This window comes from Saccharopolyspora hattusasensis, assembly GCF_050972075.1.
Taxonomy (GTDB): domain Bacteria; phylum Actinomycetota; class Actinomycetes; order Mycobacteriales; family Pseudonocardiaceae; genus Saccharopolyspora; species Saccharopolyspora hattusasensis.
On sequence record NZ_JBPCDC010000001.1, the window covers coordinates 7811546 to 7828253 of the forward strand.

Below are 16708 nucleotides of genomic sequence, written 5' to 3' on the forward strand. Positions count from 1 at the left end.
GTGGGGCGGCGGGGTGCTTCTGGCGTTCGGCTTCTGCTTCGGCCCGCTTGGTGAGGTACTGGCCGGTCGCCTCGCGGACCTTGCCCCGCGCATCCCGCCTCGTGCCACCAGGCTGTCCGCCGCCGTTGAGCACGCCGATATGGAGCGGGGTGCGCGCTCACATCGTGATCGATTTGATTTACCCCCTGACGCGCGGGCCGTTGCTCTGTGTGAGCTTGCTGTTCTCGTGATACGCAGCGTGCATGTCTACGGATATCGGCTGCGAAACGTTGCCGCTGACGGCTGCCCAGACGGGTGTGTGGTTCGCCCAGGAGTTCGATCCGGCCAACCCGATCTACCGGGCCGCGGAGGCGCTGGAGATCGACGGCCCGGTGGATGTCGCGCTGCTCGAGGTCGCATTGCGCCAGGCTGTTGACGAGGCGGAAGCACTGCGGGCCCGATTCGGTGACGACGGCCACGGGCGGATTTGGCAGGCGATCGAACCGTTGCCGGACTGGAAGCTGCCGGTGGTCGATCTGCGCGGGGCCGCCGATCCAGTTGCGGCGGCCGAGGCGTGGATGTGGGCCGATCTGGGCAGGCCGGCGGACCTCCGCCGCTCGCCGCTGTTCTCGTTCGCCTTGCTGCGGACGGGGCAGCAGCGGTTCACCGTCTACCTCGGACTGCACCACATCATCTTGGACGGCTTCGGCCTCTCGCTGTTCATCCAGCGGGTCGCGGAACTCTACACGGCGGCCGAGGAGAGGCGTCCCGCTCCGCCGTGCCCGTTCGGCTCCCTGGCGCAGATCCTGGCCGATGAGGCCGAATACGAGGCGTCCGAGCGGTACGCCCGCGATCAGCAGTACTGGACGGAACAACTGGCCGACTGGCCTGCGTCGCGCGGGTCGCAGCGACCGTCGTCGATCGTGCCGCACACCTTCCTCCGCGAGACCGGTTACGTGACCCCGGCGGACACCGAAGCCCTGCGGGCGCTGGCGCGGCAGGTGCGCACGAGCCTGCCATCGGTCGCGATGTCCGCCCTGGCGCTGTACGTGCATCGGTTGGCGGGAAACGACGAGGTCACGCTGGACCTGACGGTGAACGGCCGGGCGGGCAGCGTCGCGCGCGGCGTGCCGTCGATGGTGGCCAACGTGCTGCCGCTGCGGACCCGGATGACGCCGTCGACCACCGTGGCGGAGCTGGTGCGCACCACCGCGAACAGCGCGAAGAATCTGCTGCGTCACCAGCGCTACTCCTCGACGCACCTGGTGCGCGATTTGGGGATCGCCCATCACCGCGGCGGATACCTCGGCGACTGGGGCATCAACGTCATGACCCACGACGTCCAGCTCCGGTTCGGCCGCCACCCCGCAGTGCTGCGCAACCTCTCGAACGGCCCGGTGACCGGCCTCGGCGTCAACGTCTACGACAGGCCCGCCGATGGATCACTGCGGATCGACTTCAACTCGGATCCTGCCAAGTACGACGCGGCGACCACGGCGGCGCACCACCGCCGTTTCCTCGCGCTGTTGCACGCACTGGCGACCGCAGACCCCGAGCAGCAGGTGGGCACTATCGACATGCTGTCCGCGGATGAGCGCGAACTCGTTCTGAACACGTGGAACGACACCAGGCGGGAGACGCCGGCCACGACGTTGCCGGAACTGTTCGAGGCCCGAGTCCGCGCGGCGCCCGATGCCACCGCGCTGGTCTGCGGCTCGACGACGTTGTCCGCCGCCGAACTCAACACCCGAGCCAATCGCCTGGCGCACCTGTTGATCGCACGTGGCGCCGGTCCGGAAACGCGCATTGCGCTGGCGTTGCCACGCACTGCCGACTACATCGTCGCGGTGCTGGCGGTGCTCAAGGCCGGCGCGGTGTGCGTGCCGCTCGACGCGAGCCATCCACCCGCCCGCATCGAGGCGCTGCTCTCGGACACCCGGCCGCTCCACGTGCTCACCACCGCGACGACCAGCGCGACTCTTCCGGTCGAGCAGCCGCTCCTGGTGCTCGACGACGTCGGCATCGACCGGCATCCCGGCACCGATCCGACCGGCACCCACCGGCCGGACCACGCGGCGTACGTCTGCTTCACCTCCGGCTCGACGGGCAGGCCGAAGGGAGTGGTCGTCGAGCACCGCCACCTCGCCAACCTTTTCCACGACCACCAGCGCGAGCTGATCGCGTCGGCGGGGCGGCGACTGCGTGCGGCGTTGACCGCGTCGTTCTCGTTCGACACCGCATGGGAGGGCGTGCTGTTCCTGGCCGCGGGGCAGGAGGTCCACCTCGTCGAGGACGCGGTGCGCCTCGCCCCGGCCGCGCTCGTGCGCTACTTCTCCCGGCACCGGATCGACTTCGCCGACCTCACCCCGTCCTTCCTCCGGCTTCTGCTGGCCGAGGGCCTGCTGTCCGGTCCGGAGAAGTTCCCGTGGCTGCTGATGGTCGGCGGCGAAGCGGTCGATCCCGCGTTGTGGTCGACGCTGCGCGACTGCCCCGGTGTCGAGGCCTGGAACTACTACGGGCCTACGGAGTCCACAGTGGATGCTGTGTACTGCCGGATCGAGGGCGATCGGCCAGTCATCGGCCGTCCGGGGCACAATGTCCGCGCCTACGTCCTCGACTGGGCGATGCGACCCCAGCCGCCGCTAGTGCCCGGCGAGCTGTACCTGGCCGGCGACCAGGTCGCCCGCGAGTACCTCGACCAGGAGGCGCTGACCGCGCAGCGCTTCCTGCCCGATCCGTTCGGGCCGCCCGGCACGCGCATGTACCGCACCGGCGACGTGGCCCGGTGGACGGAGAACGGCGTGCTGGAGTACCTCGGCCGCACCGACGAGCAGGTCAAGATCCGTGGCGTCCGCATCGAGCCGCGCGAGATCGAGGCGGTGCTAACCGCGCATCCACGAGCCGCCGAGGCGGTGGTGACGACGACAACGTCCGCCGAGCCCGAGCTGATCGCTTACGTGGTTCCGGGTCCAGGGCCGGTCGACCCAGCGGAACTCCGGTCGTGGACGGCGAAACGACTGCCCACTTCGATGGTGCCCGCATCATTCGTCCTGCTCGACGAGCTGCCCCTGACGGTGCACGGCAAGCTCGACCACTCGGCCTTGCCTGCCGCCGAAATTCGCGCCGGTCGTGCCGCCCGCACACCTCGCGAAGAGCAGCTGTGCGCCCTGTTCGCCGAGGTGCTCGGCGTTGGCGAAGTCACCATTGACGACGATTTCTTCGAGCTGGGCGGGCAATCGCTGCTCGCTGCCGAACTCGTCACCCGCCTCCGCGCTGACCTGGGTGCCGAGGTGCCCCTGGGCGTCGTCTACGAGGCTCCGACCGTGGCCGACCTGGTGCGCGTGCTGGAGCGGGAAACGTCGTCGAACGCCTTCGAGGCGCTGCTTCCGCTGCGTGCCAGCGGTTCGCGACCGCCGCTGTTCTGCGTGCATCCGGTGGGCGGCCTGAGCTGGTGCTACGCCGGCCTGCCGCGCCACCTGCCCGAGGACGTGCCGGTCTACGGCCTGCAGTCCAGCGGATTGACCGGGAACGACGAGCTGCCCTCGTCGTTTCGCGAGATGATCGACGGCTACGTGCGCCAGATCCGCTCGGTGCAACAGGCCGGGCCCTACCATCTGCTGGGCTGGTCGCTCGGCGGCGCATTGGCGCACGCGATCGCCACCCGCCTGCAGGCCGACGGCGAGCGCGTGGCGCTGCTCGCCCTGCTCGATGCCAGGCCGGTCGACCCGCAGGCACAGCGAGCCGCGCCCAAGCGCGAGGACGTCCGGTCGATGTTGCTTCAGGCGGCGGGCCTGCCACCTGAAGCCGAGGTGCACCCTGCGTTGGGGGAGAAGCACCTCGCGGCGCTCACCACGGTTCTCATCAACGCCGCCGCGCTGCTGCCGACCTACACCGAGTCCACCTTCGACGGGGATCTGCTGCACTTCAGCGCGACGCAGGCCGACCACATCACCGATGGTGGCGAGTGGCGGTCGCGGATCACGGGTGAGGTGATCTCCCACGACATCGCGTGCACCCACCACACCATCACGCAGGCGGAACCGATGGCCGTCATCGGCAGGCTGATCGCAGACCACCTGCAATGGCAGCCGGCGGCCGCTGCCACGTCGCGGTAACGGCCGCGAAGTCAGTCGTAGGAGCCCGCAGATCCATCACCGGCGGAAACCAGCCCGAGCGTGCGGGGTTCGCGGACGAGCCCCGCAGGGTTCACGGCAATCGTGCAGCGGGTCCAGCGGTGGATGCGACGCGGCATTCCTCCGGAGACCATTGGGATCGCCTCGCGCACCAGGCGGTTCGGCGCGCGCGTGGAAGAGGCGCTGAAAGCTGCGGGGGGGGGGGGGCTTACTCGACTCGCGTGACCTGGGTTTGCTCGCCGTCCTCGGGCAGGCGGACGTCTTCGACGGTGATGTTGACCGCCACGACCTCAAGGCCGGTCATGCGCTGGACGGCCTTGATGACGTTGCGGCGCACCATCCGTGCCACCTCTACCTGCGCGACCCCGTACTCAGCGGTGATCGCCAAGTCGATCGCGGCCTGCCGTTCGCCGACTTCGACGGCCACCCCGGTCGTCTGCGAGGCGCTGGCACCGGGAATGCGTTCCCGCAACGCCCCGAACGCCCGCGCTATGCCGGCACCGAGCGCGGCGACACCGGTGACTTCCAGGGTCGCGATCGCGGCGATCTTCTGCACCACCAGCGCCGCGACGGTGGTACGTCCCATCGAGGGCTGCACGACTTCGCCGGTCGATGCCGGTTTGCTGGGCGTGGTTGTCCAGCTCGACCCCGTGCTCGCGGCTTCCTGCTCCCCGCGCCGTCCAGGTCCCTTCTCGGCCATCGCGACCGCCTCCTCGTCAGCTCGTACACATCTCGACAACGCGGGCCGCACAGATTCGAGTCGTCCTGCCAGTGTCGATCCGCGCTGCGCAGACCGCTACTCCGCGCATGAGCACAACGTGACGTTGGGGAATTGCCATTGAACCTGCGTGCTGCTGCCGTCGTACTTGGTTGCGAGACGCAACAATGGAGAGGGAGCCCTGGGCAATCGGCCGGACCCGGCGACGACTGTGCGCTGTGGACACCGCGTCAGCCGCCGTTCGCGGTCAGCGATCGCATGCCTCTCATGAACTCGCGGAGGCAGCGCGTGGCCAGCGCCGTCGGCGAGCCCGGTCCCTCGGTCTTCGCCTCCGCCTGCGCCCACGTTTCGAGGAGATGCGGATGGCATCGGTCGCGGCCGCGGCGATCAGGCGTACCTCCACGGAGTCGGCCTCGGCCCCGGTCAGCGCCGCGAGCACGGGTCGCAGCTTCTCCTCGGATTCCTGGTTGACGACGTACCAGGCGGCTCGCAGCGCCGGGTCGTGAGCCGCGACCCGCAGCAGCCCGTGCGTCCAGCGGAGCCTTTCGAGCGCTTCGTCGTCAGGTGCCGAGAGGGCCTGCTCAATCGCGGATTCCAGCGCGGTGGGCAGGTCGGAGCCGGGTTCGGCGTCGGCCAGCAGAGCGCGCCAGCGGTCCGCGCCGCCCGCGAGGAGTGGGGCGACGGAGTCCTGCTTGGTGCGGAAGTAGCAGTAGAAGGTGCGGGGCGCGACACCTGCTCGCTGGGCGATCTCCTCGGCGGTGGTGCCCTCCAACCCGCGCTCGGCGAACAGTTCGGCGGCGGCGCGCGCGATGTCGAGCCGGGTGGCCGCCTTGCGGCGCTCGGTCAGTGACAGGGGCTGAGGTGACTGAGTGTGGCGCACCGGTCAACCTTAGTGGTCCGTTTCAGAATTCCTTCGGGGGTTGACTTCAGGTCCGGTGTTGTGCGTGTCGGCCGGTCAGATGTCAGGTGCGGCGAGGTGGAGCTGGCAGGCGCAGTCGAGGGCGTTTTCGGGGGTGCCGGTGATGCCGCCGGTGGGCAGGAGGGAGTCCTCGTAGCGGTCGCTGCTGGCGTAGTAGAGGGCGAAGCCCCACCTGCTGGCGGTTCCGCCGTAGCGCAGACGCATCAGCTTGACCTGTTCGCCGTCTGCCAGCTCCGCTTCCACGTAGGCGAAGGCTCCGCGGTGGCGGACGTGCAGCCGCCTGATCTGCGGCCAGGCAGTGCGGGCGTGCTCGCCAAGACGCTGTTCGAGCGAGAGCCTGGTGGACTCCGGGGGTGTGGGCATGACAGCCATCCTGCCCGATGGGCAGCAGGGCCGGGACACGGCAGGATACGGGCTGTCATGATCCACTTCTTCTCGATTGGCCCCCATCTGATGCCCGTTGCCCTGGCCCGTCCGATAAGCCTGACCGCCGCCGAGGGCAAGCGGCTGAAGAAGATGGCCCAGGGCCACAAGACCGAGTACCGGCTGCGGCTGCGCGCGCAGATCATCCGGCATGCGGCGCGCGGACGCTGCAATGCGCGCATTGCCCGCGAGACGGGGCTGCATCTCGACACGGTCCGGACCTGGCGGAGCCGGTTCGCCGAACACGGCTTGCCTGGGCTGTCCGACCGCAAACGCACCGGCCGCCCGCCGTCGTTTACCGCGTTGCAAGTCGCCGAGACCAAAGCCCTGGCCTGCCAACTGCCCGCCGAAACCGGCACGCCGTTATCGCGCTGGTCATGTCCGGAACTGGCCCGCGAGGTAGTCGCCCGGGCCATCGCCGGATCGGTTTCCGTCTCCACCGTGCGTCGCTGGCTGGCCGACGACGCGCTCAAGCCCTGGCAGTACCGGTCGTGGATCTTCATCCGTGACCCGGACTTCCGCGCCAAGGCCGGCCGCATCATGGACCTGTACGCCCGCACCTGGGGCGAGGTCCCGCTGGGCGAGGACGAGTACGTGATCTCAGCGGACGAGAAGACCTCCATCCAGGCCCGCTGCCGCTGCCACCCCACCCTGGCCCCCGGCCAGGCCAGGGCGATGCGCGTCAACCATGAATACGACCGCGGTGGCGCCCTGGCCTACCTGGCCGCCTACGACGTCCACCAGGCCAAGGTGTTCGGCCGTACCGAACCCACCACCGGCATCGTGCCCTTCATGAACCTGGTCGCCCAGGTCATGAGCCAAGAGCCGTACGCCAGTGCCAAGCGTGTCTTCTGGATCGTCGACAACGGCTCCTCTCACCGAGGGCAGAAGGCCATCGACCGCCTGACCAAGGCTTTTCCGAACGCCGTCATGGTCCACACCCCCGTGCACGCCTCGTGGACGAACCAGATCGAGATCTTCTTCTCGATCGTCCAGCGCAAGGTCGTCTCACCCAACGACTTCACCGACCTCGACGAGATCCGGGATCGGCTTCGAGCCTTCGAAAACCGCTACAACGCCACAGCACAGCCGTTCCAGTGGAAGTTCACCACCTCCGACCTGGACGATCTGCTGGCCAGACTCGATCGGCACACCGCCGATCATCAGACAGAATCCTCCACCGCACTGGCAGCATGATCAACCCCCGAAGGACTTACGAACTCGACCACTTAGGTTTCGCGCCAGCCTGGCGCGAATTGCATACGTGACACAATCCGCCACTGAGATCGGAACGCTTGACGGTCTCGCGGGACATGCCGCACGGAACAGGCGTGGCGTCGGTGATCCACAGGTCGTCGAACCAGGACGGACAGCACGCGGCCAGTGTGATAATCGCTTTGCATAGCAATGGTTCCGTGTTCCTCACACGCTTGTTGTATCCGGACTGCTGTGGCAGATACGGGACCAGGGCACGCCATTGCTGATCACTGTGTGTATGCCGAATCCAGCGACGCTCATCGTGATATCGCACCAGCACTTGGGCAATCGCCAAGGTCAGCAGCTCACTATCAGTGAGTAAGGGCGGCGGCCGCGTCCCGTGCGGGGCGGGACAACGCGGTGTCCACATCGGATGGTTGGTGTGCGTGGTGCAGGACCGAGGACCGTGAGCGTTTTTGGGTGCTATGGCGCCCAAAATTACTCACGGCCAGGTGGCGACCTTCGCCGCGGCGGCGCCGCAACGGGTCGCGGGTCTGCTTCTCGTCGACACCAGGGCTGTCGCCGACAACGACGAGCAGCGTGCCAACCGGTCGCCGCAGCGGGAGCGGCCTGGTTCCGCCTCGCCAACCGGTGTGAAGCGAACGGACTGTTCACTTCAATAGGCGAGGCGAATGGTCCGTACGCTCCGTACATAGGTCTCGTTCATGGTCTTCCCTGTTCGGTATCGGACTGGTGGCTGGGGATTCAGGCCATCGCGACGACGCCCTCGACCTCGAGGAGCAGATCACTGCGGCAGAGGTCGACATTGAGCACGCGGATCTCGGTGTTCTCGCCGAAGGCGCTCCGGAATTTCCCGGCCACATAAGGGATGTCGGGCGCTTGCCGGACGTAGATCTTGGCGAAGCGGAAATCCGGCAGACCGGGGGAGGTGCCGGTCTGCTGTCCGACGTGCTTGAGCAGGTGCTCGAGGTTTTCCTCGGTGGTGTCGCATTGCTCGGCAACGTCGTCCGGGTGCGTGGTCGCGTGGCCGACGACGCTGGCCGTGCCGGAGACGAAGAGCTGGCCGCCCGCCGGGCCGGTGTCTCCGGGCAGCAGCGTGGCTCGTGCGAAGCTCGGGGACCGGGGTCCGTACTTCGGCGGGTAATGGTAGGCCGGGACCTGGTGGGGGTTCTCGAAGTGAAGTGGCCGTCGTGACCGTGTGGCCAGGCAGTACAGCACCGCGCCACCGGCGAGAGCGCCGACGCAACTGGCCGCTGGCAGGTGGACGCGCCATTCCCCGGTGAGGTCTTCCAGCGCTTCGGCCCGGCCTTGACAGAAGTCCCGGTACCGCTCGAGGCCGTCGGCGTTGCCCGCGTTGATGTTCCCGACGTGATTCCAGACCCGGAGCAGGCGGTAGCCGAGCCGGCGAGTCAGCTCTACCACCGCTTGATAAGTCGCGCGGACAGCATTGCGCAACCGGGCCGCATCGGGGATTTCGGCCGCACAGAAGAACGTTTCGCCGTCGTGGCGGTAACTCAGGTTCTTGTATTGCCCGCCGAAGGCGGTTCGGCTGCTCGTCCAGACCTCATGAAAGGCCTGGTCGTGGTCGGCGGCCGAGCGTACCGCCACCGATGGCCAGGGCGCCGCTGGAGGCGATCCCGCAGTGGTGGGCAGGTGCCGCACCACGCCGAGAATGTGCTCGGGTGGTGTTGTCGGCGCCAGAGTGCTGTAGGTCATTGCTGTCACGTGCGGTTCCTTCGAGTATCGATGGGGAAAGTGGCTTCGTTACCGGGTTTCCCAGGCACGGATGGCCGCGACGGTGGTGGCGGCGTGTTCTTCGACTATGGAGAAGTGGTCCCCTGGCACGCGGACTAGGTCGTGCGACACAGGCCAGTCCTCGTCCGCCACCGCGTCGGCCGCGCGCAGGAGCAGCGTCGGCGCGGTGACCTTTTCCGGTTGCCAGCCCCGGAATATCGAGGTGTAGGCACCCATCGCGACCACTGCGCTGTCAGGCAGGGCGTCGAAGCCCGCGCCGAGGGCGAGCGCGCTGCGCGCGGGCAGAGCGAGCAACCATTCGGCGTCCTCGTTGTGCTTGGTGACGTGGAAGGTGTCGATCAGCACCACGCCGCCGGGCGCGGCGCCCGCACGTTCCAGTTCGGTGGCCACGGCGTGCGCCACGCAACCCCCGCTCGATCGGCCGACCAGTAGGAACGGCCGGTCTCCGGTGAGTTCCACGACCGCGTTCGCGTGCAACCGGATCAGCGTCTCGCGATCGGCGGGAACTGCACTCCCGACGTAGCTGGGGTGGGGCAGCACGTGCACGTCGCGCTCACCGTCGAACAACGCCGCGAGCCGCGTGTACTCGCCCGGAACGGGGCTGAATGACGGCAGGCAGATCAGTGCGGGTGCCCGCTCGCCACGAGCGAGAGTGGCCGGCGTGATCCGGTGATCGCCGAGGTCAGCCAGGCCGAAACTCGGCGTGACGACGGCGGCACTGACCAGCAGGTGCATCCCGAGCACCACTTCGCCCCTTTCGCAGATCCTCCGGTACAGCGAGGCCAGCCCGCTGGTGGTGGGTGCGGTGGGCGCGGGGGTGCCCACCAAGGATGCGAGGTGCCCGGCCAGCGCGGCGGGCGTCGGGTGGTCGAACACCACGGTCGCGGGCAGGCGCGTACCGACCGTTCCGGCGAGTTCGTTGCGCAGTTCCATGGAGGTCAGCGAGTCGAAGCCGATCGCCGCGAAGGACTCCTCCGGTGCGATGGCACTGGCATCGCGGTGGCCGAGGACGTTCGCGACCGCCCGCAGGACCAGGCCGAGCGGGTCACGGTCGCCGGTTTGGGCGGACGGCCCGGTGCGTACGGCGGCCGGCAGAACCGGCTGGAGCAGTCCACGCAGCATCGGCGGGATCGGCTGCCCGGGCCGTACGCCGCGCTGGTCGAGTGCGATCGGAGCGAGCACCGGTTCGTCCCCGGCCAGTGCGGCGTCGAACATCGCCAGACCCCGTTCCGCCGAGACAGGGGCGACCAGGGACGGGGAACGGGCGGCCTGCGCGGCCATGCCGTGGTCGGTGTCCCACAGGCCCCAGGCGAGGGACAGAGCGGGCATGCCGAGGGCGCGCCGGTGGTTGGCGAGGCCATCGAGGAAGGCGTTGGCCGCGGCGTAGTTGCCCTGTCCTGCGTTGCCCAGCAGGCCCGTGGCCGAGGAGAACAGGACGAGCATCGCAGAGTCGCCGACGAGTTCGTGCAGCCACCACGCGGCGTCCGCTTTGGCCCGCAGTACGGCGGTCATCCGGTCAGGGGTCAACGCGGTCAGAATGCCGTCGTCGATCACTCCGGCGGCGTGCACGACCATGCTCAGCGGACCGAGTTCGGCCAGCAGCCGTGCCAGGTCGGCACGGTCGCCGACATTGCAGGAGACGACCTCCGCGTCCAGTTCGCCGGCCCCCGGAGCTTCCGGGCCGCGCCGGCTGGCAAGCACGATCCGCCGTATCCCGTGCTTTGCCTGCAAATGTCGGGCGAGCACGCTGCCGAGCGCACCGGTGCCGCCGGTGATCAGGACAGTGCCGTCCGGATCGAAGGAGTACCGGCTCCGTGACGCGGGCGCGACGGTGAGCCGCGGTACCCGGAGTTGTGCGTCGACAGTGGAAACTTCCGGTTCACCGGTGGCCACGGCGTCGGCGAGCGAGGCACGATCGGCCGCGTTGCCGTGGACGAGGACGAACCGGCCGGGATGCTCGTGCTGCGCCACCCGGATCAGGCCGCACGCCGCCATAGTCGCCGGATCACTGTCCTCGGCGACCAGCACCAGCGGCCGGTCCCCATCGACCGATTCGTGTAACCAGTGCAAGGTGCGGGTGACCAGCGAGTGCGTCCGGTCCACTACGTGTGGCGCCGGATCGGTGAGCTCCCGCACGTCGAAGTCACGACGTGCCGAACCGGGGGCGACCGGCTGCCAGGCCGGCCGGAGCAACGGGAGATCGGCCCTGGGTATCGCGTCCGCCGGCAGTGGCCGGACTACCAGTGCGTCGACGCGGGCGACCGGGTTGCCGTGGTAGTCGTCGATGGCAACGGCCACCGTGTCAGGCCCGGTTGGGGTGAGCTTGGCCCGCACGGCGGTCGCCCCGGTGGCGTAGAGGCGTACGCCGGTCCAGGCGAACGGCAGCCGGACCGGTCCGTCGACCTCGTCGACGAACAGTGTCGAGTGCGCCACAGCGTCGAGTAGCGCCGGGTGCAGTGCGAACCGGCCGGTGTCGGGGACCCGGGCCTCGGTGTAAATGGTGTCCCCGGCCCGGTGGACGGATCGTACGCACTGGAACGCCGGGCCGTAGTGGTAGCCGCGGCGGGCGAGTACTTCGTAGGCCACGTCGACACTGTCCACATTCGACTCGAAAGCCGGCCACTCGTCGCTCTCCGGCGGTACCTCTCGATGAGCAACGCGGCCGGTGGCGTGGAGCACCCAGGGCGCCGTGTCGTCGTGGCGGGCGTGCAGGGTGAGCTCACCGCTCTCGTCGAGCAGTACCTGCACCGTCAGTGTCCCGGTTTCAGGCAGCACCATTGGTGTGCGCAGGAGAAACTCCGCCAGGTCGGCTTCAGTGGCCCGCATCGTCATCTCGATTAACACCGCCGCGGGCACCACCAGGGTGCCGGCGATCCGATGGTCGGCCAGCCAGGGATGGGCCGACACCGACAACGTGCGGGTGAACAGCCGCTGCCCGGTTCCGGCGATGGCGAGCTGGTCCTCCCGGTAGTCCTCCAGCCAGAACCGCGAGTGTTGGAAGGCGTAGGTGGGCAGGGCTGCGATCGGCGAGCCGCTGAACATCGCAGCCCGGTCCAGCTCGGCACCGTGCACCCACAACTTGGCCACGGCCGCGGTCACCGAAGGCGCCATCGGGGCGACCACGCGATCGGTGGTTTCCTGCGCGGGCGCGGAAAGCACCGAGGAGGGCCCCAGCTCGGCGAAGAGGCTGACGCCCGCATCGGCCAGCGTCCGGACCGAATCGGCGAAACGGACCGGCTGCCGGACGTGCCGCACCCAGTACTCGGCATTGCTCAACGTGCCAGGTTCGGCGATCCGCCCGGTCAGCCCGGACACTACCGGGATTTGCGGGTCCTGATAGGACAGCCGAGCCGCAACCGCCCGGAACTCGTCCAGCATCGGTTCGACCAGCGGAGAGTGAGTCGCCAGGCGCAGGCCGAGACGTTTGGTCCGCCGGCCCCGCGCGGCGAAGTGCGCCGCGACCGCGAGTACTTCCGGTTCGGCACCGGACAGCACGACCGATCGCCGCGCGTTCACCGCCGCCACGCCGAGCCGGTCCTCCAGGCCCGCGATGCTCGCCAGCACCTCGCCCTCGTCGGCCTCGACCGACACCATCGCACCGCCGGACGGGAGATCCCGCATCAGCGCGCCGCGAGCGGCGACGAGTTCGGCGGCGTCCCGGATGGTCAGCACTCCGGCCACGTGCGCGGCGGCGAGTTCGCCGAACGAGTGCCCGGCCAGGTAGGCCGGTCGCATGCCCCACGACTCCAGCAGCCGGAACAACGCGACCTCGAAGGCGAACAGGGCCGCCTGGGTGAAGTCCGCCCGGTCCAGCAGCGACTGGTCGGTGCCGGTGATCACTGCACGCACCGGGCGGTCCAGTAACGGATCGAGGAAGCGGCAGACGTGGTCGAACGCGTCGGCGAAAACCGGGAAGACACGCAGGGACTCACCCATGTCCGGGCGTTGCGCGCCCTGCCCGCTGAACAGAAAGGCGAGCTTCCCCCGGGCAGCGGCGACGCCGGTGATCACTCGAGGATCGGATTCGCCCGCGGCGAGGGCAGGCAGGGCGGCCGGGGACAGCACCGCGGCGCGCTGGGTGAACGCGGGTCGACGGGCCAACGCGTGGCCGACCGCCGAGGCCGGTAGCTCTGGCACCACTTCGACGAGCTCGGCGGCCTGCGCGCGAACATCGGTAGCGCTGGAGAGCAACCAGGGCAGTTCGACGTCGGCTCGGACGGATGATTCGACGAGGGCGGGTTCGCCGGCTTGTTCGAGGATGACGTGGGCATTGGTGCCGCTGATGCCGAACGAGGACACCGCCGCCAGCCGGGGGCCACCAGTATCGGGCCACGGACGGGTGCGGTCGGTGATTTCGATCGTGGCCGGCCAGTCCACTTCCGGCGTGGGAACCCCGACGTTCAGGGTCGCGGGCAGCACGCCGTACCGCATCGCCTCGACCATCTTGATCACGCCGGCGACTCCGGCCGCAGCCTGGGTGTGCCCGAGGTTGGCCTTGATCGAGCCCAGCTGAAGCGGCCGGTCCGCGGGCCGACCCGGCGTGTACGCGGCGATCAGCGCCCGGGCTTCGATCGAGTCACCAAGTGGGGTGCCCGTGCCGTGCGCCTCCACCACGTCCACGTCACCTGGCTGCAGGCGGGCGGCCGCGAGCGCGCGCTCGATCACTCGCTGCTGGGCCGAGCAGCTGGGTGCGGTGAGCCCGTTCGAGGCGCCGTCGGAGTTGACGGCCGAGCCGCGTAAGACGGCCAGTACCGGGTGACCGTCGCGGCGGGCGTCGGAGAGTCGCTGCAACACCAGCAACCCGGCACCCTCGCTCCACACGGCACCGTCGGAGTTCGCGGAGAACGGTTTGCACCGGCCGTCCGGGGCCAGCGCGCGGCTACGGCTGAATTGGACGAACGAATTCGGCGTGCACATCACTGTCGCGCCACCGGCCAGTGCCAGTGAGCACTCTCCGGCACGCAACGCCGCTGCGGCCCAGTGCATGGCCACCAGTGACGACGAGCAGGCGGTGTCGACGGTGATCGCCGGGCCGCGCAGACCGAAGGTGTAGGCGATCCGCCCGGAGGCGACACTGGCCGCCGAGCCCAGGCCCAGCTGTGCCTCCACCTCAGCTGACGAGTGCTGTATGCGGGAGGCGTAGTCGTTGTACATCACCCCCGCGAACACACCTGTGTCGCTCTCCCGCAGCGACGCGGGATCGATTCCGGCCCGTTCGAACGCCTCCAGCGCGGTCTCCAGCAGCAACCGTTGCTGGGGGTCCATCGCCAGCGCGGCCCGCGGGGTGATGCCGAACGGAGCCGGGTCGAACTCGGCGGCGTCGTGCAGGAACCCGCCGCGACGAAGGTAGGTGTGCCCGGCCCGGTCGGGATCGTCGTCGAACAGCCCGGCGAGATCCCAGCCACGATCGGCCGGAAACTCCGAGGTGGCGTCGACCTCGTCGACGAGCAATTGCCACAGGTCCGCAGGCGAATGCACTCCGCCGGGATAGCGGCAGGCCATCCCGATGATCGCGATCGGCTCGGCCGCAGTGGTGGGGACCGGCGGCCGTTGTGCCGGTCCGGCCTGGCGTAAGTGCTGTGCCAGCTGCCCGGGCGTCGGGAATTCGAACAGCAGCGTCGCAGGCAGTTTCCGGCCGGCGTGCCCGCTGAGCCGGGCGCACAACTCCACCGCAAGCAGCGACGTGACCCCCAGCTCGGTGAACGGCCGGTCGGAGGCCAACGCGTCCTGCTCGGTTAGCCCGGCCACCGCCGCGGTCTCCCGCAGCACCACGTCGAGCAGGTCGAGTTCGGCCACCGCCAGCTGTCGGCGCAGTGCCTTGCCGGACGCGGTCCGCGGTATGTGGCCGATCCGGTGGAACTCGACGGGAACCTTCGACGCGGTGAGCGCGCGGCGGCACGCAGCACGCAACCGGTCCGGCTCGAACGGCGCCGCGACCACGTAGGCGACCGGGACCTCGCCGAGCAGTTCGTCGGCCCGTCCGGTCACCGCGACGTCGGTGACCTCGGGCAGCTCGGCCAGCACCTGCTCCACCTCAGCCGGGTGGAACTTCTCGCCGCCACAGTTGATCACCTCGTTGCGCCGCCCGGTGATCTCCAGCCGCCCGTAGCCGGTGAACCGGCCCACGTCCCCGGTGTGGTGCCACTCGCCTGGTTCGAGTGCGGGCCGGCCGTGGTAGCCGAGCATCAGGTTCGGACCGCGCAGCCACACCTCACCCTCGTCCCCGAGTGGCACATCCTCTCCGGTGTCCGGATCGACGACCCGGACCTGCTGACCGGGTATCACCGGGCTGCCGGCCGAGGGTGGACTGCCGGGTGCGGCCATCGTGACCCCGCCGCAGGTTTCGGTGGATCCGTAGAAATCGAGCAACGGTGTGCCGAAGGCCTGCTCGAAGGCCCTGCGCAGTTCGACACCGCTCGGTGCGCCCGCGGTCAGGCAGATGCGAGGTCCGGGCACGGTTCCGTCCGTACCGGCTGCGAGCTGCCGGTAGATGGTGGGGACACCACCGAGCACGGTGTAGCTGCCCGCGCGCAGGGTCGCGAGGACCTGCTCGGCGACGAAGCCGGGCAGGATACGGGCACTGGCGCCGACCGCGATCACACCGAGAATGCAAAAGGAGTGCGCGAACGAGTGGTACAGCGGAAGTGGCCACAGCAGGGTGTCGTGCGGACCGAGGCCGAGCACTGATTCGTAACCGGCTTCGACGCTCCACAGTGCCGCTCGCTGGTTGGAGACCACACCTCGCGCTCGTCCGGAAGTGCCTGACGTGTATAGGATCCACGCTGGATCGTCCAGCGGCAGGTCATCGGGTGGTGCGGCGGTGGCAGTAGTGGCGAGTTGTTCGAAAGCCGGGCCGGTGACCAGCACCGGCAGGTCGCAGATCCGACGGACCTGCGGTTCGTGGACGGGGTCCGTGATCACCAGCACCGGATCGCAGTCGTGCAGCTGGAACCCGAGTTCGGCGTCGGAACCGCGCGGGTTCAGCGGCACACCGACCGCGGCGGCCCGCGTGATCGCCAGCAGACCCTCGATTGCCTCGATCGAGTTCCCCAGCAGGAGCGCGACGCGCATATTGCGCCCGACGCCGCGTCCGGCCAGGTTCCCGGCCAACCGCTCGGTGCGCGCGGCCAATTCCGTGTAGGTCACCGAGCGGTGCTCGTCGCGGTACGCGATTTTGTCCGCGAACCGACGAGCGTTGTCCTTCAGAATTCCGGAGATCGTCCGGCTCTGGAGGCACTGGGTCATGCATTCCTCCTGATGAACTGTCTACATGCCGATCGGGCCGACCTTTTCGCAGTGATGCGTTTGTTCGCGTCGGCGAAAATAAAATTGCGCATTTCTGCCAACCAGCCCGCTGGCGGGTCGGCCTTCGGATCGACGTGCCCGTGCGGTGCACGGTCGAATGGTGATCCCGCGCTACCCGGTCAAATGGTGCGCAACCTCGTCGACAACGCCTGGTGGTAGGACGTTCCCGGCGGTGAGGCACTCATGGGGCACTGAGCACCGAGATCGACCTGATGCGTGACAGCCGCCCCTCGGCGCCACGGTCCCGCTCAACAGTCG

Annotated in this window: 7 protein-coding genes and 1 pseudogene; 2 read left to right on the top strand and 6 right to left on the bottom strand. The window is 69.0% G+C overall.

The features are described from left to right. The first annotated feature begins 242 nt into the window (after positions 1–242). Positions 243–4094, top strand: a complete 3852-nt coding sequence (locus ACRXBZ_RS36960; protein ID WP_433883028.1) for an amino acid adenylation domain-containing protein — start codon at positions 243–245, stop codon at positions 4092–4094. Between the two features lie 226 nt (positions 4095–4320). Here the strand turns inward: ACRXBZ_RS36960 and ACRXBZ_RS36965 are convergent, their stop codons facing one another. The 3 genes from ACRXBZ_RS36965 to ACRXBZ_RS36975 form a co-directional block, all read right to left on the bottom strand. Continuing rightward, positions 4321–4812, bottom strand: coding sequence for an Asp23/Gls24 family envelope stress response protein (locus ACRXBZ_RS36965; RefSeq protein WP_433883029.1), 492 nt, complete (start codon positions 4810–4812; stop codon positions 4321–4323). Positions 4813–5095: 283 nt separating this feature from the next. Then, the gene (locus ACRXBZ_RS36970) at positions 5096–5710 is read right to left on the bottom strand and encodes a TetR/AcrR family transcriptional regulator (RefSeq protein ID WP_433883030.1); all 615 of its coding nucleotides are present in this window, start codon (positions 5708–5710) and stop codon (positions 5096–5098) included. Positions 5711–5785: 75 nt separating this feature from the next. Beyond that, positions 5786–6112, bottom strand: a complete 327-nt coding sequence (locus ACRXBZ_RS36975; protein ID WP_433879296.1) for a hypothetical protein — start codon at positions 6110–6112, stop codon at positions 5786–5788. A gap of 57 nt (positions 6113–6169) precedes the next feature. Here ACRXBZ_RS36975 and ACRXBZ_RS36980 point away from each other — a divergent pair, with 57 nt between their 5' ends. Further along, on the top strand, positions 6170–7369 hold the full coding sequence (locus ACRXBZ_RS36980) for an IS630 family transposase (protein ID WP_433879703.1): 1200 nt from the start codon (positions 6170–6172) through the stop codon (positions 7367–7369). A 79-nt stretch (positions 7370–7448) separates the two neighbouring features. On the opposite strand, the pseudogene ACRXBZ_RS36985 reads toward ACRXBZ_RS36980, so the two are convergent. The 3 genes and pseudogenes from ACRXBZ_RS36985 to ACRXBZ_RS36995 all read right to left on the bottom strand — a co-directional run. Continuing rightward, positions 7449–7804, bottom strand: a pseudogene (locus ACRXBZ_RS36985) (IS982 family transposase); the annotation flags it as partial. 330 nt (positions 7805–8134) lie between these two features. After that, the gene (locus tag ACRXBZ_RS36990) at positions 8135–9106 is read right to left on the bottom strand and encodes an FkbO/Hyg5 family chorismatase (protein ID WP_433884089.1); all 972 of its coding nucleotides are present in this window, start codon (positions 9104–9106) and stop codon (positions 8135–8137) included. Positions 9107–9154: 48 nt separating this feature from the next. Beyond that, positions 9155–16390 (bottom strand): SDR family NAD(P)-dependent oxidoreductase, encoded by a 7236-nt coding sequence (locus ACRXBZ_RS36995; RefSeq protein WP_433883031.1) that lies wholly within the window; start codon positions 16388–16390, stop codon positions 9155–9157. Between the last annotated feature and the right edge of the window lie 318 nt (positions 16391–16708).